General features: G+C 65.7%; 21 protein-coding genes. 6 read left to right on the plus strand and 15 right to left on the minus strand.

Annotated features, from left to right (window positions below; genetic code table 11):
• The 8 genes from ACSQ1X_RS03040 to ACSQ1X_RS03075 all read right to left on the minus strand — a co-directional run bounded on the left by ACSQ1X_RS03040 (position 1) and on the right by ACSQ1X_RS03075 (position 8,391).
• On the minus strand, positions 1-1,197 hold the full coding sequence (locus ACSQ1X_RS03040; RefSeq protein WP_436056604.1) for a Gfo/Idh/MocA family protein: 1,197 nt from the start codon (positions 1,195-1,197) through the stop codon (positions 1-3).
• A 10-nt stretch (positions 1,198-1,207) separates the two neighbouring features.
• Positions 1,208-2,326 carry a Gfo/Idh/MocA family protein gene (locus ACSQ1X_RS03045; protein WP_055800979.1) on the minus strand — a complete coding sequence of 373 codons (1,119 nt, stop codon included), beginning with the start codon at positions 2,324-2,326 and terminating at the stop codon, positions 1,208-1,210.
• Complete coding sequence (locus tag ACSQ1X_RS03050) at positions 2,323-3,084, minus strand: sugar phosphate isomerase/epimerase family protein (RefSeq protein ID WP_436056605.1); 762 nt, start codon at positions 3,082-3,084, stop codon at positions 2,323-2,325. The genes ACSQ1X_RS03045 and ACSQ1X_RS03050 overlap by 4 nt, the downstream gene beginning before the upstream one ends.
• 49 nt (positions 3,085-3,133) lie before the next feature.
• Positions 3,134-4,027, minus strand: coding sequence for a carbohydrate ABC transporter permease (locus tag ACSQ1X_RS03055; RefSeq protein WP_436056606.1), 894 nt, complete (start codon positions 4,025-4,027; stop codon positions 3,134-3,136).
• Complete coding sequence (locus ACSQ1X_RS03060; protein ID WP_436056607.1) at positions 4,027-5,004, minus strand: carbohydrate ABC transporter permease; 978 nt, start codon at positions 5,002-5,004, stop codon at positions 4,027-4,029. The genes ACSQ1X_RS03055 and ACSQ1X_RS03060 overlap by 1 nt, the downstream gene beginning before the upstream one ends.
• A 12-nt stretch (positions 5,005-5,016) precedes the next feature.
• Complete coding sequence (locus ACSQ1X_RS03065; protein WP_436056608.1) at positions 5,017-6,339, minus strand: ABC transporter substrate-binding protein; 1,323 nt, start codon at positions 6,337-6,339, stop codon at positions 5,017-5,019.
• Positions 6,340-6,445: 106 nt separating this feature from the next.
• Entirely contained in the window at positions 6,446-7,282 is an 837-nt protein-coding gene (locus ACSQ1X_RS03070) for a hypothetical protein (protein ID WP_436056609.1), read from the minus strand.
• Complete coding sequence (locus ACSQ1X_RS03075; protein ID WP_436056610.1) at positions 7,279-8,391, minus strand: Gfo/Idh/MocA family protein; 1,113 nt, start codon at positions 8,389-8,391, stop codon at positions 7,279-7,281. Before ACSQ1X_RS03075 ends, ACSQ1X_RS03070 begins: the two co-directional genes overlap by 4 nt.
• A gap of 186 nt (positions 8,392-8,577) precedes the next feature.
• On the opposite strand from ACSQ1X_RS03075, the gene ACSQ1X_RS03080 reads away from it, so the two are divergent.
• Both ACSQ1X_RS03080 and ACSQ1X_RS03085 read left to right on the plus strand, forming a co-directional pair.
• On the plus strand, positions 8,578-9,810 hold the full coding sequence (locus ACSQ1X_RS03080; protein ID WP_055800961.1) for an ROK family transcriptional regulator: 1,233 nt from the start codon (positions 8,578-8,580) through the stop codon (positions 9,808-9,810).
• An 83-nt stretch (positions 9,811-9,893) separates the two neighbouring features.
• Positions 9,894-11,087, plus strand: a complete 1,194-nt coding sequence (locus tag ACSQ1X_RS03085; RefSeq protein ID WP_436056611.1) for an MFS transporter — start codon at positions 9,894-9,896, stop codon at positions 11,085-11,087.
• 230 nt (positions 11,088-11,317) lie between these two features.
• Here the strand turns inward: ACSQ1X_RS03085 and aceB are convergent, their stop codons facing one another.
• Together aceB and aceA are read right to left on the minus strand one after the other, a co-directional pair.
• Complete coding sequence (gene aceB / locus ACSQ1X_RS03090; protein ID WP_436056612.1) at positions 11,318-12,982, minus strand: malate synthase A; 1,665 nt, start codon at positions 12,980-12,982, stop codon at positions 11,318-11,320.
• Positions 12,983-13,208: 226 nt separating this feature from the next.
• Entirely contained in the window at positions 13,209-14,525 is a 1,317-nt protein-coding gene (gene aceA / locus ACSQ1X_RS03095) for an isocitrate lyase (RefSeq protein WP_055800952.1), read from the minus strand.
• A gap of 181 nt (positions 14,526-14,706) precedes the next feature.
• On the opposite strand from aceA, the gene ACSQ1X_RS03100 reads away from it, so the two are divergent.
• A complete protein-coding gene (locus ACSQ1X_RS03100) occupies positions 14,707-16,194 on the plus strand; it encodes a helix-turn-helix domain-containing protein (RefSeq protein WP_436056613.1) in 1,488 nt (495 codons plus the stop codon).
• Between the two features lie 142 nt (positions 16,195-16,336).
• On the opposite strand, the gene ACSQ1X_RS03105 is transcribed toward ACSQ1X_RS03100, so the two are convergent.
• Genes ACSQ1X_RS03105 through ACSQ1X_RS03115 form a run of 3 tightly spaced genes read right to left on the minus strand, consistent with a single transcriptional unit; the run spans position 16,337 to position 19,457 of the window.
• Complete coding sequence (locus ACSQ1X_RS03105; protein WP_436056614.1) at positions 16,337-17,362, minus strand: TAXI family TRAP transporter solute-binding subunit; 1,026 nt, start codon at positions 17,360-17,362, stop codon at positions 16,337-16,339.
• A complete protein-coding gene (locus tag ACSQ1X_RS03110; RefSeq protein ID WP_436056615.1) occupies positions 17,359-18,792 on the minus strand; it encodes a HAMP domain-containing sensor histidine kinase in 1,434 nt (477 codons plus the stop codon). The genes ACSQ1X_RS03105 and ACSQ1X_RS03110 overlap by 4 nt, the downstream gene beginning before the upstream one ends.
• The gene (locus tag ACSQ1X_RS03115; protein ID WP_436056616.1) at positions 18,789-19,457 is read right to left on the minus strand and encodes a response regulator transcription factor; all 669 of its coding nucleotides are present in this window, start codon (positions 19,455-19,457) and stop codon (positions 18,789-18,791) included. Before ACSQ1X_RS03115 ends, ACSQ1X_RS03110 begins: the two co-directional genes overlap by 4 nt.
• Before the next feature lie 257 nt (positions 19,458-19,714).
• Between ACSQ1X_RS03115 and ACSQ1X_RS03120 the strand changes: the two genes are divergently transcribed.
• Together ACSQ1X_RS03120 and ACSQ1X_RS03125 are read left to right on the plus strand one after the other, a co-directional pair.
• Positions 19,715-21,109: an MFS transporter gene (locus tag ACSQ1X_RS03120; RefSeq protein ID WP_436056617.1), complete on the plus strand. Its 1,395-nt coding sequence runs from the start codon at positions 19,715-19,717 to the stop codon at positions 21,107-21,109.
• Between the two features lie 199 nt (positions 21,110-21,308).
• Positions 21,309-23,057, plus strand: coding sequence for a pyruvate dehydrogenase (locus ACSQ1X_RS03125; RefSeq protein WP_436056618.1), 1,749 nt, complete (start codon positions 21,309-21,311; stop codon positions 23,055-23,057).
• 135 nt (positions 23,058-23,192) lie between these two features.
• Here the strand turns inward: ACSQ1X_RS03125 and ACSQ1X_RS03130 are convergent, their stop codons facing one another.
• Positions 23,193-23,549 (minus strand): iron chaperone, encoded by a 357-nt coding sequence (locus tag ACSQ1X_RS03130; RefSeq protein ID WP_436056619.1) that lies wholly within the window; start codon positions 23,547-23,549, stop codon positions 23,193-23,195.
• A gap of 217 nt (positions 23,550-23,766) precedes the next feature.
• On the opposite strand from ACSQ1X_RS03130, the gene ACSQ1X_RS03135 reads away from it, so the two are divergent.
• Complete coding sequence (locus ACSQ1X_RS03135; RefSeq protein WP_436056620.1) at positions 23,767-25,038, plus strand: serpin family protein; 1,272 nt, start codon at positions 23,767-23,769, stop codon at positions 25,036-25,038.
• 156 nt (positions 25,039-25,194) lie between these two features.
• On the opposite strand, the gene ACSQ1X_RS03140 is transcribed toward ACSQ1X_RS03135, so the two are convergent.
• Positions 25,195-26,037, minus strand: coding sequence for a hydroxymethylpyrimidine/phosphomethylpyrimidine kinase (locus tag ACSQ1X_RS03140; RefSeq protein ID WP_436056621.1), 843 nt, complete (start codon positions 26,035-26,037; stop codon positions 25,195-25,197).
• Between the last annotated feature and the right edge of the window lie 20 nt (positions 26,038-26,057).

Genomic DNA, 26,057 nt, shown 5'->3' on the forward strand with positions numbered 1-26,057 from the left:
TCAGGCTCCTTCAATGGCGGGGACGGGGGAAGTGGTGAGCTGGATGATGGAGGACTTGGCGTTGGCGGATTCTTCGATGGCGGCCAGCACCCGCTGCACGGCCAGGCCCTCTTCGAACGACGGCGACGGCGGGGTGCCGCCGTCGATCGCGGTAAGGAAGTCCCGGATTTCGTGCGTGAAGGTGTGTTCCCAGCCGATCACGTGGCCCTGCGGCCACCAGGCAGCCATGTACGGGTGCTCGGGTTCGTTGACCAGGATCCGGCGGAAGCCCTGTTCGCGGACAGGGAGGGTGGCGTCCAGGAAGCCGAGTTCGTTGATGGTTTCCAAGTCGAACAGGAGGGAGCCCTTGTCCCCGTAGATCTCCAGTTTCAGGGAGTTCTTCTGTCCGGTGGCCATGCGGGAGACCTCAACGGAGGCGATGGTCCCGGAGTCCAGGGTGAGCGTGGCCCAGGCGGCGTCGTCGACCGTTACTTCTTCGGGGCCGTCCGCGCCGGGGCGGTGAGAAACGAAAGTGTGCAGCCGGCCGGAGACCTCCGTGACGGTGCCGCCGAGCAGGAACATGACCTGGTCGATCGCGTGCGAGGCGATGTCGCCCAGCGCGCCGGACCCGGCGGTTTCCTTGTTCAGCCGCCACGTCATGGGGGAGTCCGGGTCCACGAGCCAGTCCTGCAGGTAGGCGGCGCGGACGTGCCGGACGGTACCGAGCCGGCCTTCGGCGATGAGCTCTTTCGCGAGGGCCAGTGCCGGGACACGGCGGTAGTTGAAGCCGATCATGGACTGCACGCCGCGTTCCAGGGCGGACCGGGCGGCGTCCGCCATCGTTTCGGCCTCGGCCAGGGTGTTGGCCAGGGGCTTCTCGACCAGGACATGCTTGCCGGCCTCGAGCGCCGCGACGGCGATCTCGGCATGCATCCACCCCGGGGCGCAGATATCCACAATATGAATGTCGTCCCGCTCCAGGACCGAGCGCCAGTCGGTCGCTGTTTCCGTCCAGCCGTATTTCCTGGCGGCCGCCGCGACCTGGCCGGCGTCGCGGCCCACGAGCACTTTCTGCTCGAAGGCCGGGACGTCGAAGTAGGACGCGACGTTCCGCCAGGCGTTCGAGTGGGCCTTGCCCATAAACGCGTAGCCGATCATCGCCACACCCAGCGGTGAGTTGTCGTGGTTGGTGCCGTCCGTGCTTTCGGGGGAGTTCATTGCCTGGTTCCTAGAGGGTGGAAGCGGTGGGGTCCCAGTCCTCGGGGAGGGCAGAGGACGCGGGCGCGGAGCTTTCGACGTTGACAAAGGTGCCGGATTCAACGGATTCGGAAATCGAGACCATGGTGTCCAGCACGTGGTAGGCGAGGTTGCCCGTGGCGCGGTGCGGAACCCCGGCCCGGATGGAACGGGCCATATCCAGCACGCCCATGCCGCGGCCGTTGGTGGGGCCGGTTGCGGGGATGACGGTCCACTCTTCGTCGCCCGCGCGCCAGAGCCGCACATCGCCGTCGAAATAGTTGGGATCCGGGAGGGAGATGGTCGCTTCCGTGCCGGTGATCTCCACGAAGCCCATCCGCTGGCGGGGGGACTCGAACGAGAAGACGCTGTGCGAGGACTGGCCGCCCTCGAACTGGGCCATCGCGGACACATGCGTGGGGACCTCCACCGTGAACTCCTCGCCCAGCTTGGGTCCGGATCCGATGACGCGGACTTCCTTGGCTTTGGAGCCGATGGCTGCCACGCGGCGCACGGACCCGAAGGTCTGGACCAGTGCGGTGAGGTAATACGGGCCCATGTCGAACAGGGGCCCGGCGCCGTACTGGAAGAGGAACGCCGGATTCGGGTGCCAGGATTCCGGTCCCGGGGTCTGGAAGGTGGTCATGGCCGTCAGCGGCGTGCCGATGTCGCCGCGTTCAATGATCCGCCGTGCGGTCTGCAACCCGGCGCCGAGGAACGTGTCCGGGGCGCAGCCCAGCCGCAGCCCCGCGGCGTCGGCCGCTTTCAGCAGCCCCAGCCCGGATTCCCGGTCAAGCGAGAACGGCTTCTCGGTCCAGACATGCTTGCCGGCGTTGACGGCCGCGGTGGCCACCTCCACGTGCGCGGCCGGGATGGTGAGGTTGACGATGATTTCGACGTCGGGATGGTTCAGTGCGGCGTCCACGCCGCCGGATTCGGCGATTCCGTATTCCTTCGCCCGTGCGGCAGCGGCGTCCTCGAACAGGTCGGCGATGACGTGGACCTTCAGGTCCGGGAAGACGGTGAGGTTGTCCAGGTACTGCTTGCTGATGTTGCCGGCGCCGATGACGGCGACGCCCACCGGGCCCTTCTTCGGGGAGGAGGTGCTCATGCCCGCGCTCCTTCGCTTGCTTCGGTGTTGGCTCCGGTGTTCAGGAACGCCAGGCTCTGGGTGATGCCGTCGAAGATGTCGCCGGAGTAGTCGTCGAACTCCACGACGCCCACTTCCAGGGACTTGGCGGCGCCGATGACGTCCCAGACGGGGATCGTGCCTTGTCCGGCGGGCTGCTGGGCCTTGGTGTCTGTGGTGGCGGGGCCGTCCTTGATGTGGATGAACTTCACGCGGTCCCCGAGCTTGGCCAGGATGTCCACGGGGTCCTGGCCGCCGACGGCAACCCAGTACGTATCCACTTCCAGGACCAGCTCGGGGTCCAGGAGGTCAGCGAAGTATTCCAGTGCCGTGCGGCCCTCGATGATGGACTCCAGCTCCCAGGCGTGGTTGTGGTAGCCGACACGGATGCCGTATTCGGCGCCCTTCTTCGCTGCCGCGTTGAGCTTGGCGGCGGTGGCCTCGATGTCCTCGGCCTTCTGCCAGTGCTCGGCCGGCAGGTAGGGGTCGATGACGGTGCTGATGCCCAGTTCCTTGGCAGCGGCGAAGATTTCGTCCTGGTCCTGGCTGAGCAGCGGTGCGTGGCCGGACGGGGCGGTGAGGCCGTTCTCCTTCAGGGCGGCACCGAGTTCGGCTGCCGTGGCCACGAAGTTGTAGGGCTCAACCTGGGTGAAGCCGATCTCAGCCACCTTCCTGATGGTGCCGGGCAGGTCCTCCTGGATGGCATTGCGCAGGGTGTAGAGCTGAAGTGAGTAAGACATGTCGTTCCTTTGCGGGAGTTACGTTACGGAAGTGCGGGGAGGCTCAGGGCTAGCGGCCGGCGAGGGATCCGCCGATGCCGCCGACGCTGAAGTATTTGTTCAGGGTGGCGAAGACGATGACGGGCGGGAGCATCATGATCACGGCGAGGGCCATGACTCCGGACCAATCGGTGTTGTTCTGTTGGAAGAAGGACTGGACCCCCATGGGGAGGGTGAAGATCTCGTTGGAGCGGAGGAACACGATTGCTACAAGGTAGTCGTTCCAGGCCAGCAGGAAGGCGAAGATGGCGGTGGAGAGGATGCCGGGCAGGGAGTTTCGGAGCACCACTTTGGCGAAGGAGCCGAAGACGGAGCAGCCGTCGATCCAGGAGGCTTCCTCAAGGCTGATGGGGATGGAGTCGAAGTAGGCGGCCATCATCCAGGTGGCGACCGTCATGGTGGAGCCGACGTAGATGATGGTCAGGCCCATGAGGTTGTCCACTAGTCCCATCGCTGCGAACAGGATGAACAGCGGTACCACGGAAGTGATGACGGGCAGTGACTGCATGACGAACAGCAGCAGGGAGTAGCCGGAGACTGCTTTGCTCCGGCCGCGGGAGAGGACGTAGCCGGCCGGTGCTGCCACCGCTACGGAGACCAGCACTGTGGCGAGTGTGGTGATGAGGCTGTTCTGCAGCCAGGTGGCGGCCAGTGTCTTCGAGAAGACGTTGCTGAGGTTCTCGAACGTCAGGCCGGTAGCGGTGCTGTTCGGACCGGGCGTGAACGCGAGCACCACCGTGACCATGATCGGTACGAGGACGACCGCGGTGATGATCAGGATGGCGATGAACCGCCACCACTGGCCGCGGTGGCCGGCTTCGGAGAGGACGCGCTTGTTCTTGGCGGGGCCGGCGACGCCAAGGACCGGGCCGGACTCGGGATGGGCGTGGACTACTGCGCTCATTATTCGACGCTCGACTTTCGGATCTGGCGGTACAGGAGAACGGAGATAACCACCAGGGTCATGGTCATCAGGAACGCGATGGCGACGCCGGGTCCGGTGGCAAAGTCCTGGAAGACGGTTCGGTAGGCCAGGACCACGAGGGAAGTGGTGGCGTCAACGGGGCCGCCGCCGGTGAGCAGGTAGATGGTGGGGAAGTCGTTGACACAGAAGATGGTCATCAGGATCCAGCTGATGTAGGTGGACCGGGCGATCAGCGGGAGTGTGATCTGGCTGAACTGCTGCCAGCGCGTGGCGCCGTCCATGCTGGCTGCCTCGTAGACGGTGTTGTCCACGGAGGCCAGGGCGGCAGAGATCATCATCATCATGAAGGGGAAGCTGACCCAGACTTTGAAGATCATGACGGTAGTGGCGGCGAGGGTGGGGTCCGCCAGGAAGAGCGGGGTGCCAAGGCCAAGGTTGCGGAAGAGGGAGGGGATGAGGCTGTCCGGGGTGGCAACCAGCCAGTTCCAGGCGGTGGAGGACACCACGATGGGGACCACCCACGGAAGGAGCAACAGGACCTTGAAGGTGCCGCCGGCCGGGATCTTCGTGCGGAGCAGCAGGGCGAGCCCAAGGCCTACGGCCCACGAGCCGAAGACGCCGACGATGGTGAACAGCAGGGTGAACTGGGCGGCTTTCCAGAACGCCGGCGATGCCAGCACGCCCTGGAAGTTTTCGATGCCCACGAAGTCACCGGTTTGGATCAGGTTGCCGTTGTGGGTGGCCTGGATGCCGGCTTGGAAGAGCGGGTAGCCGTGGATCAGGACGAGCAGGATGACTGAGGGAAGCAGGAGCCAGAAGAATGTCCGGCTGGTCTGTGCACTGAGCTTGCTCTTGCGATTCTGGTTCCCGGGATTCGGTGACCCGCCCCCGGGCCCGCCGGGGGCAAGCCCCTTACGGGCCCGGGCGAGGCCGGACGGTGCTGTTGTGGACGACATGGTGCTGGCCGCCTACTTCTTAAGGATGGACTTGAGGCCGGACTCGAAAGCCTGCAGGGCGGACTTGGCGTCGGACTTGCCCGTGAGGATGGTCTGGGTGAACTGGTTCAGGGCCTGGCCACCGTCGAGGGCAGCGAGATCGGCGCTGAGGGCAGTGCCCTGGGAAGCGAAAGTCTTGGCGATCGGCACGTATTCCTTGACGATCTTCACGTTGTTGGGGTCGGACGTAAATTCGGGCATCTCGGTGATGGACTTGAACACCGGCAGGGCGTTCATGAGCTTCTGCTTCCACAGTTCTTTCAACTGGCCCAGGTAGTAGACCACGAACGCTTCGGAGGCTTCCTGCGACGGCGTGTTGGTGTACATCATGATGTTGTTCGGGAAGATCAGGGCGGCCTTGTCCCCGTGTGGACCGGCCATCGGGCTTGCCACCACGATGTCGCCGGAGGTATCGCCAACGCGCTCGGGAACTCCCAGCGTCAACATGCCGTACGCTGCCTTGCCGTCCTTCCACTGGGCGTTGAGGTTGTCCGTGGTGTAGCTGACGGCGGCAGGATCGATAATGCCATTCGAGACCAGCTCAAGCATGAACTCGACGGCCTCCACGTTGCGGTCGTTCATGACATCGACCTGGCCTTCCTTGCTGAAGACGCCACCGCCGTTGTTGAGCATCATCATGATCATGAGGTGGTTGCCGATGTTGTTGCCCGCCCCGGAGCCGGTGGCGAAGCCGACGGCTCCGGCGCTCTTCAGCTTCTTGCCGGCCTCAAGCAGGGTTGCCCAGTCCTTGGGAACCTCGACACCGGCTTTCTCGAACAGGGACTTGCGGTACCAGAGCGGCCGGATGTCCAACTGCCAGGGAACCGCCACGTAGCCCTTGTCCGTCTTGAAGGGCTCCACGACGCCGGGCAGGAAGTCATCGAACTGGCCGTTCTTCTTCAGTGCCTCGAAGACCTTGTCGGCGTACGCGATCTGGCCCTGCTGCTCGAACTGGAACGCCTGGAAGCCGCCGCCGGTGGAAACTGCCGGGCCGGTCTTTGACGCAATGGCCGAGGAGAACGTCTGGTAGAAGTTGTTCCACTGGATGAGCTGGTAGCTGGCCTTGCTGTTGGCCCCGGAGAAGCCTTCGGCGATCTTCTTGGCGGCGTCGTTGTAGGCGGGGGTGGCCCAGGGCATGTCCCAGAACTTGATGCTTCCTGCTGCTCCGCCACCGCCCTGCGAAGCGGAGCCGCCGCCGCAGGCAGCGAGGAGGGGGACGGAGGCCGCGGCGGCAGCGAAGCCCAGGAACCCCCGCCGGGAGAAGGCGGAAGATGCGATGGAGGGATTGGTAGACACGATGGTTTCCTTTCAGGGCCCGGAGTGACTGAATGCCCGGGCCCTTCTCGACAATGAGTGGATGCTGACTGGAGAGCGGGAACTGCTGGTGGTTCGGTAGGGCTGTCTAGCTGGTGAGTTGGGTGACGAGGGACAAGACGGTAGAGAACTGGGCGAGGTCCGTGGCCGGGATCCCGGAAGAAAGATGCGAGTGGATCCTCGACCAGCTGGTCCGGTGGGACGATTCGTACAGCGTGGGAAGCGCCGTTGCTCCTTCTTTGGTTACTGCCCGGACCAGGGCCGGCCAAGCCGCTGCGGGGTCCGGCAGTACGACGTCGGCACGCCCGGTTGAGGTGAGGATCGAGACGCTCGCGGTGGCTGGCAGCGCGGAGGTGAGGATGCCCTGCAGGGCGACCGGCACGCCGCCGGCCAGGACTCCGGCAACCGTGTAGCCGTTTGCATTGCGCTGGACCATGCGCACGTTCCGCACCTCTATCCCGCATTGGACCAGCACGGAGAACTGTTCCGTCAGCAGGTCCCGGGGGTCCGTTCCGGGTGCCGCAATGGCAACCGAGTCGAGCAGAACGGCATCCTCGAGGGCACCGGCGATGACGTTGTGCACGTTCTCGCTGGAACCGGCCAGCGCCAGGTTGCCGGCCCACGGCTGGTCAAGCACCACCACGGAGCCGGCCGCTTCGGCGACACCGACCAATGCCGCGGGATCTTCTGCCACCGGCGTAGACACCACAATGCCCTTGGCCCCCTTGCGGACCGCGGCGGCCGCCCGTTCGGTCCAGCCAGCATGGCCGGAGACGGCGATGACGTCCGGCCCGGACGCTGCCGGTGCGGCGTCAATGGCGGGGGCGGCAGGGGCAAAAGACAAGGGCAGGGAAGCGACGACGGCGGACACCGCACCTGCTGCTTCAGCCTGCGGATCCGCGTACACGGACAGCTGCGTGGTCATGCTTTGACCTCCTGGTCTGCTGTTGTTCCGCCGGCGGCACTGCCAGCATCAACTCGGCCTGTATCTACCCGGCCGGCGGCCGCTTCGGCGATCGCCAGTGCGAACTCAAGGTCATGGATCAGGGTCTCGGCGGACGGCGGCTGGCCCGTGCCGCGGGCCAGTTCGGCCAGTTTGCGCCACTCGCCCTCGTAGCCGTTGTGGCCGAAGGGGCCCAGCACCGTGGTTCGTCCGGCCGTCCGGATCCGGGCCGTTGCCGAGCCGGCCTGGACGTAGGACGGGGTGAAGTCGATTTTCAGGGCGGCGTCGTCGCCGATGGCCTCAAACTCCCAGGCGGGTTCCCAGGTGGCGTTCATCGCGGCACGGAGTTCGATGGCGACGTTTCCGGCCCGCAGGGAGATGACATAGCCAAACGGGCGCACGATTTCAGCATGCAGGACCTCCACGTCCGCGAAGTCCGGGGTGAAGCGGCGGACCAGCGGAAGGTCGTGAATGGCCAGGCCCATCACCCCGCCCGTGAGCATGCCCTTGATGACCTCCGGATCGGTCGGGTCACTGGACGGCGGGGTCACGCGGCCCACGATCTCCGTGGCAAAGTCCTCAAATCGCGGGTTCGGCGGAAGGACGATGGAGGACCGGACAGTGTGCACCTGCTCCGGCAGGTCGCCCCAGGCATCTTCCGCTGCAAGCCAGCCCGGATCGAAGGTGTGCATGGCGCCCACGATGATAGGGACGCCGGTTTCGGCTGACACGGCGGAGATTGCGGCGGCCTCTTCGCCGTTCATGGCGAACGGCTTTTCGCAGAGCACAGCCTTCTTGCCCGCCCGGCAGGCCGCGATGACCTGGGCTGCGTGGAACTGGTGCGGGCTGCAGATGGCCACGATGTCCACGGCAGGGTCCGCGAGGAGTTCGTCCATGCTGGTGCTGAAACGTGCTCCGACCCTGCCTGCCACCGATTCGGCCACTGCAGGGTCGACGTCCATGATGTGGCGGACTTCAAGGATGTCCCCCAGCCGTGCGAGCGACGGCAGGTGGATGGCCTGGGTAACAGGTCCTGCGCCCAGAATGCCGACGCCCAGGAGGGCCGGTGATGCCTGTGCTTGGCTCGACAAGTTGCTTACCTCTTTGTAATAGCTGGAGCGTGGTGGCCGTGACTTCTCGGCGGCGCCTGGCTTTAGTGACACCGCTCACACATCAAGCTAGAACGACTTTTGTCGATCGTCAAGCAAAAGTTGAAAAGTTATCGACGATCTTTCGGTGGCGTGACATGCATAAGCGCTTCGTGCTATCACTGACTCATGAGTCCAACGTCTGGAAAAGAGACCGGCACCGACGCCGGAACCGATACCGCCCCCGAGGGTGCCGGGAGCCTTTCCCGCGCAGGCGATCTCTTCCAGCTGCTCCGCGACGGCAAAGCCCGCACGCGGGCCGAACTGGCCTTGACCACCGGCCTGGCGCGGTCCACCGTGGCCGCCCGTATCGACGCACTGATCTCCTCCGGGCTGGTTGGACCCGCCGGTGAGGCGAGCTCCAGCGGCGGCAGGCCGCCGTCGCGCTTTGCCTTCAACCCCGCCGCCCGCTCTGTTCTGGCAGTCGACGTCGGCGCCACGCACGTGATCGTTGCCGTCACCGACCTCGGTGGCAATGTGTTGTCCGAACGCCGCCTGGCCCAGGACGTTGCCGACGGCCCCGAAGCGGTCCTGGGCCGCGTGGTGGAGGAAGGCAAAGCACTCCTCGGTGAAGCCGGCAGGACCACCGCGGACCTCGCCGGCATCGGGATCGGGCTGCCGGGTCCGGTGGAGCACGCCACCGGCATGCCGGTGAAGCCGCCCATCATGCCCGGCTGGGACGGGTTCGACGTGGTCCGCTACGTCCAGCGCTCACTGCCGGTTCCGGTGCTGGTGGATAACGACGTCAACATCATGGCCCTTGGCGAACGGACCGCCCACTGGCCCGAACACGACAACTTCCTCTTCATCAAAGTGGCCACGGGTATCGGTGCCGGCATCATCAGCAGCGGGGAACTCCAGCGCGGCGCCAACGGAACAGCAGGAGACCTGGGCCACGTGCGGGTGCCCCGCGGCGACGACGTCCTGTGCCGATGCGGCAACTACGGCTGCCTCGAAGCGCTGGCATCAGGCCCCGCCGTCGCCCGGGAACTGGCACGCCAGGGCCTTCCTGCTGAAAAGGGCGGCGATGTCCTGCGGCTCGTCGGCGAGGGCAACCTCCAGGCGATCCAGGCGCTCCGCCAGGCCGGCCGGGACGTGGGGGACGTGCTGGCCATGGTGGTCAACCTGCTGAATCCGTCGGTGATCGTGATCGGCGGCAGTCTCGGACAGGCGGGCGACCACCTGATGGCCGGAGTCCGGGAAGTGGTTTACCGGCGGTCCCTGCCGCTGGCCACGTCACATCTGCGGATAGCGCTCGCGATGGCCGGCGACCAGGCTGCGATCCTCGGCGCCAGCCAAATGGTCACCCAACATGTGTTGTCTCCTGCCGTGATCGAGGCCACCCTGCAGGCGACGGGATAACGCCCGTCATCTTGCCGCGGCCATGATAGCAATGAATTGATGAAACCGATTTCCAGCTTCCGCACCCAGCCGCAGCCCGCCTCATGACGGCGAATATCCTCGCCAGGGTTCCGCGCGGCTGGATCCTGCTGGCGAGCATCGGACTCATCGCACTGAACATGCGCGGCCCGTTTGTCGCTGTCGCCCCCGTGGTGGGCCCGATGCAGCAGGACCTTGGGTTCTCGCCGGTGGAACTGGGGCTGCTTACCGGTATTCCGGTGCTGTGCTTTTCCCTGGCGGCGCCCCTCGCGTCGTTCGCGGGCAGGAAATTCGGTGCTGAGTTCGCCATCATGCTCACCCTCCTGGGCGTGCTCGCCGGCGTCATAGTCCGCTCCGCGGGCAACGGTGTCCTGGTGCTGTTCGGCACCGCGATCATCGGCCTGGCCATCACGATCGGCAACATCGCCGTGCCGCTGATCATCCGGCGTGACTTCTCGCCGCGGCGCCAGGGGACTGCCATGGGCATCTACACCGCGGCCCTGAACATCGGATCCTTCCTGACCTCGGTGGTCACCGCGCCGCTGGCCGAGTTTGCCGGCTGGCGGCTTTCGCTGGCGGCCAGCGGGCTGTTCGCCGTGGCCGCTATCGTCTTCTGGGTGATGGCAGCCGGCAGGCAGGCCTTCGTGCCGGCCGCCGTCGAGGACTCCAATCCCCGTCCGGCCGGCGGCAGGCCGGCGTCGCGCTGGATCACTGTGGGGCTCACGGCAGGCTTTGCCGGGCAGGCTTTCTCCTACTACGGCGTCACGGCGTGGCTGCCGACCTTCCTGATCGACGAACTGGGCATGGCGCCCTCCGCCGCCGGTGCCGGGTCCTCGCTCTTCCAGATCCTCGCCATTGTGGGCGGCCTCGGCGTGCCCATGGTGGCCAGGTTTGCCAGTACGACGGCGGTGGCGGTCACCTTGGGCGTTATGTGGCTGACCGTTCCCCTTGGCCTGCTGCTGGCCCCGGAACTGTGGTGGCTCTGGTCCTCCCTGGGCGGCGCGGCGCAGGGCGGCGGCATCACGGTCATCTTCATTGCCATCATCAAACTGGCCCGCGACCAGGCGTCCGCCGGCCGGATGTCCGCCGTCGTGCAGGGGGTGGGCTACTCGGTTGGCGCCACTGCGCCGACACTCCTCGGCTACGTCCACGGGTTGTCCGGATCATGGACCAACCCGCTGCTGCTGATCCTCGCTTCGGTGGCCGCATTCTTCCTGGGCACCACCCTCTCCGTGCGGACGGTGCCGAGGACCCGCTAACGGGTCCCGCCGTCGTCGTCCTCCCCCAGCCCCCGCCGAGCGCGAACGGACACTTAAGTCCCACGCAAAAGCGCGAACGGACAGTTGAGGCCCTCAAAAAAGGGCCTCAACTGTCCGTTCGCGCTTAATGGTGCTTCCGTTGCCGGGCCGCCGCCCCGGATTTCGGGGGTGCCTGTTGCGAAGGGCGTGGTTGCCCGGCAAACGGAAATCTCGGCTCGACTACCGTGGGCCTATGCGGCCACGAGCGCAGCGTCCTCGACCGGGTCCTCTGACCGGTCCCGTGCCTCGTGCAGGAAGCGGGCGTAGGCCGGCAGGGTCAGGAACGTGGGGAACGCGTCGGCCAGGGTGACTTCCTCGAAGATGTCCCGGGCGTCGGCGAAACGGTCGCCTTCGAAGCGTTCCAGCCGGGTGAACTCCTCGTCCAGCAGGTCCTCCACCCACTCGCGGGTGATGATTTCGCCGTGGTCGGTGATTGCGTGGGAGTAGATCCACTGCCACAGCTGCGAGCGGGAGATCTCCGCCGTTGCGGCGTCCTCCATCAGGTTGTGGATGGCCACCGCGCCGTTGCCGCGCAGCCAGGACTCGATGTAGCGGATGCCCACCTCGATGTTGTTCCGGATGCCCTGCTCGGTGATAGTGCCCGTGGTGGAGGCAATGTCCAGCAGCGCGCGGTCGTCCGGCGTGACATCCTCGCGGAGGCGGTCCAGCTGGTTCGGTCGGTCGCCGAGGACCCCGTCGAACACTTCGCGGCACACCGGAACCAGGTCCGGGTGGGCCACCCAGGAGCCGTCAAAGCCGTCGCCGGCCTCGCGGGTCTTGTCCGCGCGGACCTTCTCGAACGCGATCGCGTTGGCTTCCTCGTCCTTGCGGTTGGGGACAGCTGCAGCCATGCCGCCGATCGCCATGGCACCGCGCTTGTGGCAGGCGCGGACCAGCTGTTCGGTGTAAGCGCGCATGAAGGGGGCCGTCATCGTCACCTGAACGCGGTCCGGCAGGACGAAACGGGGGCCACGGGTGCGGAAGTTCTTGATCATCGAGAAGATATAGTCCCAGCGGCCGGCGTTCAGGCCTGCCGCGTGGTCGCGGAGCTCGTAGAGGATCTCTTCCATCTCGAAGGAAGCCGTGATGGTCTCGATCAGTACGGTGGCGCGGATGGTGCCCTGCGGGATGCCCAGCAGGTCCTGCGCCAGGATGAAGATGTCGTTCCAGAGACGTGCTTCGAGGTGGTTTTCGATCTTCGGCAGGTAGAAGTACGGCCCCTTGCCCTGGGCCAGCAGGCGGCGGGCGTTGTGGAAGAAGTACAGGCCGAAGTCCACGATGCCGCCGGCGATCGGGGTTCCGTCGATCAGCATGTGCTTTTCCGGCAGGTGCCAGCCGCGCGGACGGACCACGATGGTGGGCAGCTCGCCGGCCGGGCGCAGCTTGTAGTCCTTGCCCTCCGGGGAGGTGAAGTCGATCCGGCGTTCCAGTGCATCGGTGAGGTTGAGCTGGCCCTGGATGACGTTGCGCCACGACGGCGTGGAGGAGTCTTCCATGTCGGCCAGCCATACCTTGGCGCCGGAGTTCAGCGCGTTGATTGTCATCTTCTTGTCCACCGGACCGGTGATTTCGACGCGGCGGTCCTCCAGGCCGGGGGCCGGGGGAGCGACGCGCCAGTTGGGATCGTTGCGGCCGGACTCGGTTTCGCGGAGGAACCGCGGGTCGAGTCCCTTGGCGATGTCCGCCCGGCGGGCCCGGCGGGCCTGCAGCAGCTCCTGGCGCCGCGCCGCCGTCGCCCGGTGCAATTTGGCCACAAAAGCCAAAGCATCGGGAGTGAGAACCTCGCCCTGCCGGCAGATAGGCTGCGCGGTCAAAGTGATGCCATTGATCGTGAAGTTGTCAGTGAAGCTGTTCATTTCAGTCTCCTTAAAGACGAAAGGGAAGTTCGACGGCGTATAGCGGCACTGCGGTGACCGAGGCACAAGGCCGAAGGAGCCGGTATCGCGGCAGCCTGCGTAAAAGGGGCCCTGTGTCCCGGTCCGTCCTCGCTCAGCGAGGTCGAACCGGGACGTGGGGAATAGCAGGCCGAGCGATGCCGGTCCGAAGGCCGGAAGTGACCAGTCCGCCGTCGAACGGGAAGTGTTAGTGGAACTGGCCTTCTTCGGTGGATCCCACCAGGGCCAGCGTGGATGCGTTCGGGTTGAGCGCAGTTGCGATGTCGTCGAAGTATCCGGTGCCGACTTCGCGCTGGTGCTTGGTCGCGGTGTAGCCGCGGGACTCGGAGGCGAATTCCTTTTCCTGGAGCTCGACGTAGGCGCTCATGCCTTCACGGGCGTAACCGTGGGCGAGGTCGAACATCGAGTAGTTCAGGGCGTGGAAGCCGGCCAGGGTGATGAACTGGAACGTGAAGCCCATGGCGCCGAGTTCACGCTGGAACTTCGCGATGGTCGCGTCGTCCAGGTGCTTGCGCCAGTTGAAGGACGGCGAGCAGTTGTAGGAGAGCATCTGGTCCGGGAAGTCGGCCTTGACGGCCTCGGCGAACTTCTTGGCAAGCTCGAGGTCCGGGGTGCCCGTTTCCATCCAGATGAGGTCGGAGTACGGGGCGTAGGCCTTGGCGCGGGCGATGCAGGGTTCGATGCCGTTGCGGACCTTGTAGAAGCCTTCCGGGGTGCGTTCGCCGGTGACGAATTCCTGGTCACGGGGATCGACGTCGGAGGTGATCAGGGTTGCTGCCTCGGCGTCGGTGCGGGCGATGACCACAGACGGCGTGCCGGCGACGTCGGCGGCCAGTCGGGCGGCGTTCAGGGTGCGGACGTGCTGCTGGGTGGGGATGAGCACCTTGCCGCCGAGGTGGCCGCACTTCTTCTCCGAAGCGAGCTGGTCCTCCCAGTGAACGCCTGCGGCGCCGGCCTGGATCATGGACTTCATGAGCTCGTAGGCGTTCAGCGGGCCACCGAAGCCGGCCTCGGCGTCGGCCACGATCGGCACCATCCAGTCCTCGACCGTCTGGATGCCCTCGGAGAACTCGATCTGGTCGGCGCGGAGGAGGGCGTTGTTGATGCGGCGGACCACCGTGGGAACGGAGTTGGCCGGGTAGAGCGACTGGTCCGGGTAGGTGTGGCCGGAGTTGTTGGCGTCGGCGGCGACCTGCCAGCCGGAGAGGTAGATGGCGCGGAGGCCGGCCTTGACCTGCTGCACGGCCTGGTTGCCGGTGAGGGCGCCGAGGGCGTTGGTGTAGCCGCCGGTCTTGTGCTCTTCGGTGAGCTGCTTCCAGAGCTTCTCGGAACCGCGGCGAGCCAGGGTGTGTTCTTCGGAGACGCGGCCGCGGAGGCGGATAACGTCGGAAGCCTTGTAGTCCCGGGTCACACCTTCCCAGCGGGGGTTGGCGGCCCACTCGAGCTCCAGTGCGGCGGCCTGCTGCTCGGGCGTCTGCTGGGTGGGCTCAAATGCTGCAGTCATCTTTGTCTCCTTGTTTGTGCTCCGGGTTATCCGGGCCGGTCCCGTCCTGCGCCTTTGCAGTGGGGGACCGGCTGGACCGGTGCGGTGTTTCTTTCCGTGAGATCTACTTTTCTGCACTTTCAAGAGGGTTACTAGAGGAAAACCATGGAAAGAAATGCACTTCTTCGCGTATGCTCAATAAATGTCGCCTACGAGCTGGAACCGCAAAGCCGCAACTCCGCCGTCGTCCCCTGCCACCCCTGAACTGGACGTCATCAGCCTGGGCCGGCGCGTCCGCCACCTGCGCAAAGCGGCGGCGATGACCCTCGATGACCTGAGCGCCGCCGTCGGCACCGCGCCGAGCCAGCTCAGCCTGATCGAGAACGGCAAGCGGGAGCCGAAGCTCGGGCTGCTGCAGCAGCTGGCAGTTGCCCTGGGTGTCAGCATCGACCAGTTGCTCGGGGCGGAACCGCCCAACCGCAGGGCGGCTTTGGAGATCGAGCTGGAACGGTACCAGCGAAGCCCCCTCTATGGGTCCCTGAACCTGCCGAAAATCCGCATCAGCTCGCGACTTCCCATGGATGTGCTGGAGTCCATGGTGGGCCTGCAGCATGAGCTGGAGCGCAGGCTCAACGAACAGGTGGCGACGCCGGAAGAGGCCCGCCGCGCCAACGGTGAACTGCGGGCCATGATGCGGGAACGGAACAACTACTTCCCGGAGTACGAGGCGGAGGCGCAGAAGGTCCTGGCGTCGGTGGGCCACACCAGCGGTCCGCTGTCCCACCACGTCATTGCTGATATCGCCGGGCACCTCGGTTTCAGCCTCCACCACGTGGGCGATCTGCCGCATTCGACCCGTTCCGTGACGGATCTTAAGAACCGCCGAATTTATCTCACGCAGAACCAGCGCACCGATCATGACCCCCGCTCGGTGCTGCTGCAGGCCTTGGGACACTACGTCCTGGGCCACCAGACGCCGTCCAACTACGGGGATTTCCTGATGCAGCGCGTGGCCACGAACTACTTCGCCGCGGCGCTGATGCTGCCGGAGCAGGCCACCGTGGAGTTCCTGCAGCAGGCCAAGCAGGCCAAGGAAATCGCCGTGGAGGACATCCGGGACGCCTTCGCCGTGTCCTACGAGACCGCGGCGCACCGCTTCACCAACCTGGCCACCCAGCACCTGGACATCCGCACCCACTTCCAGAAAACCCACAAGAGCGGCATCATCTACAAGGCCTACGAGAACGACGGCGTGACGTTCCCGCAGGATCACACCGGCGCCATTGAGGGCCAGCCGTCGTGCAAGAACTGGACGTCGCGGGTGGTGTTCGACGTCCCGGACAAGTTCAGTGCCTACAGCCAGTACACTGACACGCCGTCGGGGACCTACTGGTGCACCGCCCGCACCGAACGCTCCGCCACCGGCGAGTTTTCGCTCTCCGTCGGGGTGCCGTACGCCCAGGTGAAGTGGTTCCGCGGACGTGAGACCACGGAGCGGTCCAAGTCCACGTGCCCGGATGAGAACTGCTGCCGCCGGCCGCCGGCTTCGCTGACCTCCGAATGGGCGGGCAATGCCTGGCCGTCGGCGCGTGCCCACTCGCACCTGCTGGCCGCCATGCCGCCAGGCGCCTTCCCCGGCGTGGATGAGACCGAGGTGTACAGCTTCCTGCAGGCGCACTCAGGCAGCTGAGCAAACGCTCTCTCACTTCCTGCGCTGTTTCCCCGGGCGCTCTCTCACTTTCTTGGGGAAAGTGAGAGAGCGTCCGGGTTTTCGGTGCGTAACGTGAGAGAGCGTCCGGGTTTTCGGTGCGGAACGTGAGAGAGCGTTTCGCTTAACCGTGCAGTTTCCGGTAGGCGGCAGCGGCTGCCGGGTGCAAGGGCAGTCCGGCCGTGTTGATCAGCGATTCCGGGCTCAGGAACTGGACTCCCAGGCTGGAGCGGGGGATCAGTTCCTCGGCATGGCCCACCAGCAGTTCGACCGTCCTCGTCACGGTCCGCTCATCCAGGTCACTGCGGCACAGGAGCAGATTGGCCACACCCACCGCCCAGACAGCCGGAATGCCTTCGTAGGCGCCTTCCGGGATCAGCACGCGGTCGTAGAACGCTCCGTACCTGGTCCGCAGCTTCGGAAGCAGCGGGGAAAGGTCCAGGAACCCGAGCCCGATCTGATTGTTGGTGGCGGCAATGGCGGCTGTCGGCACACCACCGGACCAGAACAACGCATCCACTGACCCGTTCTGCAGGGCCGCAAGCCCCGCGTTGAGTCCGAGGTTCATCACGGTGACCGTTTTTTCGACGCCGGCGGCGGGGGACTCGCCCACGGCCACGGAAGCCAGCCCGGCAGCCGCAATCAGGCGCGGAGTGGTGAGTGATGTCCCGGAACCCGGCTCACCGACAGCCACGGTCCGGCCGGCCAGTTCCGTGAGGTCGCGGATGCCGCTGGCCTTCCGGACCACGCAGTGGACGTAGTTTTCGTACACTCTTCCGAGGGCCGTGATTCCAACGTTCGACGTGCCGCGCGCCTCGCTGGTTTGAGCCGCGGCATCTGCCAGTGCGACAGCGAGCGTGGCCTGCCCGGTCAGAAGCTGCTCCAGGTTGTCCAGGCTGCCGCCGGTTGTCAGCGCTGATGCACTGGCGGCCACGCCATGGCGCTGGAGGGACTCCGCCAGCAGCGCTGCGAATTCAAGATAGAAGCCGCCCGGTTCACCTCCCGCAACCGTCACGGTGCCAGGCCGGTCCTCGGCGGTGCAGGCGTTGAGGGCCGGGATAAGCAGCCCGGCCAGCCCGGCGGCCAGGCCGGCACTGAGGACGGCCCTCCTCGGCGGAAGGGCTGATGCCAGGCCAGACATGCCGTTCATGAATGGGCCTCCGGTCCGTGGGAAGCTGCGGCATGCGGAAACTCGATGCGCGCGATCAGGCCGTGCGGCGAGGCTTCCGCCAGCAGCAGGCGGCCTCCGTTGGCTCCCGCCAGTTTGTCCACAATGGTCATGCCCAGACCGTTGCCGCGGATCTCCCGGGCCTGCGGGGAGCGCCAAAACCGGCTGGTGGCAGCAGCCCGTTCCTCAGCGGAAAGCCCGGGGCCGTCGTCGGCGACTTCCACGGTGACCGTATCCGGACGTGCGCGGACTGCCACGGATATCCGGGCGCCGGGTGCGTATTTGATGGCGTTGTTGATCAGTTCCCCCACCATCTGGGCGAGCTCGGCGGCATTGCAAGCAATGTGCACCGCCGGGTCCGGCGGATGCGCCAGCAGGATTTTTGAGCTGCCGTGCCGCGCCGCGGGTCCCGCCCGTTCGGTTTCCTCCTGCAGGACCGGGTACGGATCGATGACGGCCGGGCGCCCGCGGGAAGGGGTCCCCAACGGTCCTCCGGCGGCGTCTTCGAAGGCCCTGTGCTCGGCGGTCGCGAGCCTCAAAACGCCGTCCAGGATCTCTTCCACACGTTCCAGCTCCGCAAGGACTCCAGCCGCAGCCTGGTGTTCCCGGGCGGTTTGGAGTTCAAGCTGCAGCAGGTCGAACCTCAGACGCAGGGCGCCGACAGGATTCCGTAGCTGATGCGACGTGTCGGCAATGAGCTGGCGCTGGGAGTCGATGCTGGCGCTGACGGTCCGGGCCATTCTGGTGAAGGAACGGCTCAGTTCCCGCAGTTCCGGCGGTCCGTCCTCCGGAAGCTGGCCGGTCCGGCCTGTCGCCTCAAGCTCCGTTACCGCGGTATTCAGGCGGTGCACAGGACGCAGCACCCAGCCAGTCACCCGGGCGGCACCGAGGAGGAGCACCGCAGCGAGAGCGGCCGCCGCCAGTCCGACGAGGAGCCACCGTTCCCGCAGTTTCTGCCGGGCCGCATCCAGATTGACCTCCAGGACCGCCTCGCCTAGGACCTGGCTTGCGCTGCCGAAGGAACGCGAAATCACTTCGGAACTGGTTCCGAACGGCTGGAGCGAGCTGAGGGTGGTGTCGTTCAGGTTCAGCTTTGCCCGGGCCACAGCGTCGCGGACGTCCGGCCGGTCCTCGCTCAGCCCGCCCGAGCGAAGGGTTCCCTGCTGGAGGCCGATCAGCACCCCCTCACCGTAGAGTTCCGAGTATCGGTCCATTTCCGCCTGCAGCTGCGTGGATTCCCCGTCGGTCGCGGCGTCGAACGCCACCTGCGCAAGCCTGTTGAGGGCAGCCGCCCTGTTGATCTGGAGTTCCTGGGTGAGTTCCCGGCTGGCGGACGTCAGGATTGCGGTGGAGGCGAAGATGACGATGAGGACGGACAGCACACTCAGGATTCCGAGGACACGCAGCTTCACGCCGGATCCGCCTCGACCCGGTAGCCCACGCCGCGTACGTTGATGATGAAACCGGGAAGTTGGAGCTTGGCCCGGAGACCGGTCAGATGCACGTCAAGGGACCGCGACGACGCCACGAAGGCGTCGCCCCACAGCGCGTCCAGGATCTGTTCCCGGGTGACCACCGAACCTGCATGCCTGGCCAGAAGGGCGAGGAGGTCGAATTCGGTGGCCGTCAGGGGCAGGACCTTGGGACCGACGGCGGCCACGCGCCGTTCGAGGTCCACCTCGAGTTCCCCCAGCACGATGCTCTGCTGCCGGCTGTCCTTCGCGCGGCCTGAACGCCGCGTCACCGCCTCGATGCGGGCCAGCAGCTCGACCAGTTTCACCGGTTTGACGAGGTAGTCATCGGCTCCGGACCGCAGGCCAAGGACCACGCTTCGCTCGTCGTCGCGGGCGGTGAGGATCAGGATCGGGACCGGTGTGACCTGGCGGAGCTTCCGCAGCACGTCGAGGCCGTCCATGTCCGGAAGCCCCAGGTCCAGCAGGATGACCTCGAACCGGCGGTGTTCAAGGAGCGCGTCAGCCCCGCGGGCAACCCGGGAAGCCGTGTGTCCGGCGGAAACCACTGCTGCGTCGAGGGCGGACGCCATGGCGTCGTCGTCCTCGACGATGAGCACATCCATTGCCTGGTCCTGTTCGTTGACGGGGCATCTTCGATCTGCCCGCTGTGGAGATTATCCCTTGTCCCGGCGAAACCTAAGGAAGTGTTAGGAATTCCCGTTTCGCGTAGGTAGTGGGGTGGATCACCCATAGCGTGGATGGGTCCTCGGCTTTCGGAGGACCGTCAATGTCGAGGAGGAACCATGAGCAATGTTGCCATGGACAGCACAGGAATATGCCCGGAACGGTTCCCGGGAGCACAGTCAAGCGAGGTTCAGCGATGAGCACCCAGCAAGCCGAAATCCAGAGTGAGTCAGCCCAGACCCGCCGTGCCGTGAGCAACATCCTCAAAGGCTCGGCCGGCAACCTGGTGGAGTGGTACGACCTCTACGTCTACACAGTCTTTGCCGCCTACTTCCAGTCCCACTTCTTCAACTCCAAGGACGAGCTGCAGGCCGGCCTGGAAGCGATGGCGGTGTTCTCGACGTCGTTCCTGATGCGCCCCATTGGCGCCTGGTTCTTCGGCCGTTACGCCGACCGCAAGGGCCGCAAGGCCGCGCTGACGCTCAGCGTCACGCTGATGTCCGCGGGCTCCTTCGCGATCGCGCTCCTGCCCACAACGCAGCAGGTCGGCGTCTGGGCACTCGTGCTGCTGATCCTCATCCGCCTGATCCAGGGATTCTCCGTGGGCGGCGAATACGGCACCAGCGCCACCTACATGTCCGAGGCCGCCACGTCCAAGCGCCGCGGCTTCTTCTCCAGCTTCCAGTACGTCACCCTGATCGGCGGCCAGATGATGGCCCTGCTGGTCCTGGTCATCCTGCAGAACGTCATGCCCAAGGGCGACCTGACCGAGTGGGGCTGGCGCATTCCCTTTGCCATCGGCGGCGTGGCCGCGCTGGTGGTCCTGTGGCTGCGGCGCTCGATGGAGGAAACCGTATCGGCGGAGCAGGTCGAAGCTGCCAAGATCCCGGCTGTTGCGGGCGTGGCACAGCCGGGCACCATGAAGCTGCTCTTCACGCAGTACTGGAAGCCGCTGCTGATCTGCATCGGCGTCACGCTCGGCGGCACAGTGGCGTTCTACACGTACACCAACTTCATCCTGAAGTTCATGAACGATACGTCAGGCATTGCCAAGACGGACACCTCGGTGATCAACTTCTGGGCATTGTTCATCTTCATGCTGCTGCAGCCGGTCTACGGCATCATCTCGGACAAGGTGGGCCGCAAGCCGCTGCTGCTCTGGTTCGGCATCACCGGTGTCCTCTTCACCTGGCCGCTGCTCTCCACGCTGTCCAACACCAAGGACCCGTTCACGGCGTTCCTGCTCATGATGGGCGGCCTGCTCATCGTTGGCGGCTACACCTCCATCAACGCCCTGGTGAAGGCGGAGCTGTTCCCCGCATCCATCCGCGCACTCGGCGTCGGGCTGGGCTACGCGATCGCCAACTCGCTCTTCGGCGGCACCGTCCCCCTGATCGGCGCCGCGTTCCAGAAGGCCGAGCGGGTGGATCTGTTCTTCACCTACGTCACGGTGGCCATTGCCATCTCGCTGGTGGTCTACATCTTCGCGCTGAAGAACAAGAAGTCCACCCATCTCGATCACGAACAGGGCCACGCCTGGTCGCAGACCCGCAAGGACGGCGACAAGGACAAGGACCTCCTGAACGTCTGATCCCGGTAAGACTAGGACGGCGGTCGCAAGACGGCGGTAAGAGCACGACGGCGGCTGGCCGGCTCAGCGGTGACCTTCCGGTCCCCAGGGCGGCGGGCCGCCGTCGTCGTTCTCGCCCCAAACCTGGGCACGGCCCCAAGGTGGGCGGACTATATTGGCCCTGTCAGCTCATCAAACCCGATCGCGGGAGTGTGCACTCATGGCCAAGGAACTCGCCACCCAGCTCGTTGAACAACTCCAGGCTGCCGGAGTGCAGCGAATTTACGGGATCGTGGGCGACAGCCTCAACCCGATTGTCGATGCGGTCCGGAAAACCGGCGGCTCACAGCAGGGCGGCATCGACTGGATCCACGTCCGTCACGAAGAGGCAGCCGCCTTCGCCGCCGCGGCCGAAGCCCAGTTGACCGGCAAACTTGCAGTCTGCGCGGGATCCTGCGGCCCCGGCAACCTGCACCTGATCAATGGCCTGTACGACGCCAACCGCTCGGGTGCGCCCGTCCTGGCGATAGCCTCGCACATTCCGAGCAAGCAGATCGGCAGCGGATTCTTCCAGGAAACCCATCCCGACCGGCTCTTCAACGAGTGCTCGGTGTATTCGGAGCTGATCAGCACGGCGGAACAGGCGCCGCGGGTCATGCACAGCGCCATCCAGCATGCCGTCGGGCTCGGGGGAGTCGCCGTTGTTACCCTTCCCGGCGACATCGCCGGCCTGGAGGCCACCGGCGAAACACCGTTGCCCGCAACGTTCCGGCGCGCCACGCTGACTCCGGACGCTGCGAGTGTCCGGGAGCTGGCTGACGCCATCAACGCTGCGAACAAAGTGGCCATTTTCGCCGGCGCGGGAACGCAGGGTGCCCACGACGAGGTGGTGGCACTCGCCGAAGTGATCGGCGCCCCGATCGGCCACTCGCTGCGGGGCAAGGACTTCATGCAGTACGACAACCCGTACGACATCGGCATGACCGGGCTGCTCGGCTACGGCGCCGCGGCCGAGGGCATCGAGGACGCCGACCTGCTGATCCTGCTCGGCACGGATTTTCCGTACGATCAGTTCCTCCCCGGCACCCGCACGGCCCAGGTGGACCGCGCCGCGCACAAGCTGGGGAGGCGGACCGACGTCGACATCGCCGTCCATGGCGACGTGCTGCCCACCCTCGCAGCCTTGAAGCCGCTGATCACACCGAAGAAGAGCCGCCGCTTCCTTGACCAGATGCTCAAGAAGCATGACCGGCTCATGAACAAGGCTGTGGGCGCCTACACACGCAGGGTGGAAAAGAAGCAACCGATCCACCCTGAGTACGCCGCCTCCCTGCTGGACCAGGTTGCGGCGGAGGATGCCGTTTTCACTGCGGATACCGGCATGTGCAACGTCTGGACTGCGCGCTACATCAATCCGCTGGGTACCCGCCGGCTCATAGGCTCCTATCTGCACGGCTCCATGGCCAATGCCTTGCCGCACGCAATCGGCGCCCAGCTGGCCTATCCCGGCCGCCAGGTCATTTCCGTATCAGGCGACGGCGGGCTGTCCATGCTGCTGGGCGAACTCATCACCGTTGCGGCGCACCGGCTTCCGGTGAAGGTGGTGGTTTTCAACAACTCGACGCTGGGCATGGTCAAGCTGGAGATGCTGGTGGACGGGCTGCCTGATTTCGGCGTGGACGTGCCCGACGCCGATTACGCGGCCGTTGCCCGCGCGCTCGGCTTCCACGCGGTCCGCGTCACGGATCCTGCCCGGATCGAGGACGCTTACCGGGAGGCTTTCGCCCACCCGGGGCCGTCGCTGGTGGAGCTCATCACGGATCCGAAGGCGCTGTCCATCCCGCCTAAAATCACGGGCTCGCAGGTGCTGGGCTTCGCTACCGCCATGTCCAAGGTGGTCCTGAATCGCGGCGCCGGCGAGGCCGTGAGCATGGCCAGGAGCAACCTGCGCAACATCCCGCGGCGGTAGCTTCCGGGACGGAAGGAGGGAAGGACGGAAGGGCGTACGACGGAACGACGGAACGACGGAACGACGGCGGCGCTGCCGGCCGCCGTCGTACGCCTCCGTGCGGCTTACGCTTCCGACGGCGGCGACAGCCGGCCGCTACTGCCCGCGGCGCTCCGCGGCAAGCAGCGCCGCTGTTTTTTCGATGAGCTCGTACGGCACCGGCTTGCCGAGCGGAAATTTCAGCGTCCCCTTGGCTGACCGGTACGGGGCGATTTCGGCTTTGAAGCCCGCGTCCCCGGCCGGCACGGGATATACCGAAAGGTGGTGTGCCCACCCCGCGAAATACACCACGTACTTGCCGTCCAGAGTGATGGTTGGAATGCCGTAGCTGATCATCTCGCCGGAATCCGGGACTGCCGTGTGGCACCTGCGTCGCACTTCCCGGAGGATGCCCTGAACCTCGGTAGGGAAGGACGCGATGTACTCGTCAATGGTGTTGAAATGCTGGGCCAATTGGTGCTCCTCCGACAAGTCACGAGGATACGCCCGCTTGTATGTGGGAGAGCGTTGCCCGAAATGTTGCAGGACGTGGGAGAGCGTCCGGAGACGAGACCAAAACGACGGCAAACCGTGACCCTACGGGCATCGTTCTGCAGCGGGCAGGCTGGTTGACTGAAGGGGACAGGCGGATTCCCGCCGAGTGCCGGCAAGGCATTTCCAAGGGGGAAACATGAAGACTTTCCGCGTGGCCCGGCTCGCGACGGCAGGTGCCCTGGTGGCGCTCACGGCATGTTCGGCGTCGTCTCCGGAGATCCTGAAGGCCGACGGCGTGCAGCGGGTTTCAGTGGACGGCGCGGCGTACGCCGCTGACCTGCGCTCCTTCCGGACATCCGCTTTCGGGCTCGGCGAGGCCCTGCTCGCCGACGGCGGCGACGGCTCGCAAGGGAACGTGGTGTCCTCGCCAGGGAGCCTGCTGGTTGCTTTGGCCATGCTCCGCGCCGGTGCTTCGGGCGAGACGGCTGCGGAGATGGACGCTGTCCTGAAACTCCCCACGGAGCACCGCGACGAGGCCATGAACGCGCTGCTCACCTCACTGGAGAAGTTCGACGGCGACCCGGGCACGGTGGACGAGGACAACCCGCCGCGGAAACCCGTGATGCACGCCGCCAACGGCCTCTTTGTGGACAAGGGCGTCCCCACGGGCAAGCCCTTCCTGGACACACTGGCCCGGCACTACGGAACCGGGGTGTACCCCGTCGACTTCAAGAATGAGGGTGCAACTAAGCCCGCCATTGATGCCTGGGTCAACAGGAACACCGGCGGCCGGATCAAGAAGGCCCCGGCGAAATACGACCCGGACAATACCTTCAGCCTGCTCAATTCCCTGTACTTCGCGTCCGCCTGGAGGGCGCCGTTCGATCCGAATGACACGTCGGACCTGCCCTTCACCACGGCCGCCGGCGAGGAAATCGAAGCCGCCGCAATGCACAACGAGCTGGAGATGAAGTACGCGGAAGGGCCCGGATGGCAGGGCGTGGACCTCCCTTATGCTGACGGCTTTGTTATGCGGTTGGTTCTTCCGGAGGCCGGCGCGGACGCCGCATTCCGTGCGGCAGTACTCACCGACATCGCGGACACGTTGGACAGCGCACCGCTGGAGACCGTGCAGATCCAGTTGCCGCGCTGGGACCACAAGTGCAGCTTCGACCTGAGGAAAGTCTTCGAAGCCCTGGGGCTCCGGAAAACCCTCAACACCACCGAGGACTTCAACAATATCCAGCCCAAGATGATGATCACCCAGGCTGCCCAGGCCGCCAACATCACGGTCGCGGAAAAGGGCACGGTCGCCGCGGCTGTCACCCAGATTAACGGCGCTGTCACCAGCGCGCCGCCGCAGCCGGAACGGACCATCACCTTCGACCGGCCGTTCCACTATCAGATCGTGCACGTGGAAACCGGGCTGCCGCTCTTCATGGGAATAGTAGCCGACCCCCGCTCCTGATCGGACGCTCTCTCAGATCCTGCCGCTCGGAACGGAACGCTCTCTCAGATCCTGCCGCTCGGAACGGAACGCTCTCTCACTTTCTTGAGGAAAGTGAGAGAGCGTGAGGTGTTTTCGCGCGAACAGTGAGAGAGCGTCCTGAGGGGTGGGGGAGAGCTAGCGCGGGCCACCCTGCCACAGGGCGTCGAACGGAGCGCCTGAGGCCACGCGGTTACGGATTCCGGCAGTCACAAACTCCTTCGCGGTGCGGGCAGCCTCGAGCGGGGTCGCACCCTTGGCCAGTTCGGCCGTCACCGCGGCAGCGAGGGAACACCCGGCACCGGACACGGCCACTTCGCCCACCTTGGGCGCGGAGAGGATTTCCAGGGTGTCGCCGTCGTAGTAGACGTCGACGGCGTCGGGCCCGGCCAGGCGCACGCCGCCCTTGGCAAGCACTGCCGCGCCGCTCAGCTCATGGATGCGGACGGCCGCGGCCTTCAACGACTCGACGTCGGTGATTTCCAGGCCGGACAGCGACTCCGCCTCGAAATGGTTGGGCGTGACAAAAGTGGCCAACGGCAGGATCTGGGCCTTCAGCGCCTGATCCGTGTCGAGCGCGTGGCCCGGCTCCTGGCCCTTGCAGATCAGCACCGGGTCCAGCACCACGTTCGCGAAACCTCCGGCGGCCAGCGCGGACGCCACGGTCGAAATGGTGGCCGGGCTGCCCAGCATGCCGATCTTCACGGTATCCAGCACGGACGGCGCGCCGGAAGCGGCACCGTAGGCCGCCGTCGTCGCCTCCAGCTGATCCGCGATGACCTGCTGGTCTACCGGGACAAAACGGTGGTTCCAGTTGTCGTTCGGGTTGAAGGAGACGATGCAGGTCAGGTTGGCGATGCCGAAGACCCCAAGTTCCTGGAACGTCTTCAGGTCCGCCTGTGCGCCTGCGCCGCCCGTCGCCTCGGAGCCGGCAATGGTCAGGGCAATGGAGGGGAACGTGTCAACAGCAGCAGAAGTCATCCACCCATACTGCCACCGCC

The organism is Arthrobacter sp. LjRoot78, assembly GCF_964254335.1.
Lineage (GTDB): Bacteria > Actinomycetota > Actinomycetes > Actinomycetales > Micrococcaceae > Arthrobacter.

Excerpts from the sequence above, each read along its gene's own strand:
- ACSQ1X_RS03105 (WP_436056614.1), bottom strand. The coding sequence starts at position 17,362 with ATGAACGGCATGTCTGGCCTGGCATCAGCCCTTCCGCCGAGGAGGGCC.
- ACSQ1X_RS03060 (WP_436056607.1), bottom strand. The coding sequence starts at position 5,004 with ATGTCGTCCACAACAGCACCGTCCGGCCTCGCCCGGGCCCGTAAGGGG.
- ACSQ1X_RS03115 (WP_436056616.1), bottom strand. The coding sequence starts at position 19,457 with ATGGATGTGCTCATCGTCGAGGACGACGACGCCATGGCGTCCGCCCTC.
- ACSQ1X_RS03070 (WP_436056609.1), bottom strand. The coding sequence starts at position 7,282 with ATGACCACGCAGCTGTCCGTGTACGCGGATCCGCAGGCTGAAGCAGCA.
- aceA (WP_055800952.1), bottom strand. The coding sequence starts at position 14,525 with ATGACTGCAGCATTTGAGCCCACCCAGCAGACGCCCGAGCAGCAGGCC.
- ACSQ1X_RS03080 (WP_055800961.1), top strand. The coding sequence starts at position 8,578 with ATGAGTCCAACGTCTGGAAAAGAGACCGGCACCGACGCCGGAACCGAT.
- ACSQ1X_RS03120 (WP_436056617.1), top strand. The coding sequence starts at position 19,715 with ATGAGCACCCAGCAAGCCGAAATCCAGAGTGAGTCAGCCCAGACCCGC.
- ACSQ1X_RS03055 (WP_436056606.1), bottom strand. The coding sequence starts at position 4,027 with ATGAGCGCAGTAGTCCACGCCCATCCCGAGTCCGGCCCGGTCCTTGGC.
- ACSQ1X_RS03140 (WP_436056621.1), bottom strand. The coding sequence starts at position 26,037 with ATGACTTCTGCTGCTGTTGACACGTTCCCCTCCATTGCCCTGACCATT.
- ACSQ1X_RS03050 (WP_436056605.1), bottom strand. The coding sequence starts at position 3,084 with ATGTCTTACTCACTTCAGCTCTACACCCTGCGCAATGCCATCCAGGAG.
- ACSQ1X_RS03045 (WP_055800979.1), bottom strand. The coding sequence starts at position 2,326 with ATGAGCACCTCCTCCCCGAAGAAGGGCCCGGTGGGCGTCGCCGTCATC.
- ACSQ1X_RS03085 (WP_436056611.1), top strand. The coding sequence starts at position 9,894 with ATGACGGCGAATATCCTCGCCAGGGTTCCGCGCGGCTGGATCCTGCTG.
- ACSQ1X_RS03125 (WP_436056618.1), top strand. The coding sequence starts at position 21,309 with ATGGCCAAGGAACTCGCCACCCAGCTCGTTGAACAACTCCAGGCTGCC.
- ACSQ1X_RS03100 (WP_436056613.1), top strand. The coding sequence starts at position 14,707 with ATGTCGCCTACGAGCTGGAACCGCAAAGCCGCAACTCCGCCGTCGTCC.
- ACSQ1X_RS03040 (WP_436056604.1), bottom strand. The coding sequence starts at position 1,197 with ATGAACTCCCCCGAAAGCACGGACGGCACCAACCACGACAACTCACCG.
- ACSQ1X_RS03135 (WP_436056620.1), top strand. The coding sequence starts at position 23,767 with ATGAAGACTTTCCGCGTGGCCCGGCTCGCGACGGCAGGTGCCCTGGTG.
- aceB (WP_436056612.1), bottom strand. The coding sequence starts at position 12,982 with ATGAACAGCTTCACTGACAACTTCACGATCAATGGCATCACTTTGACC.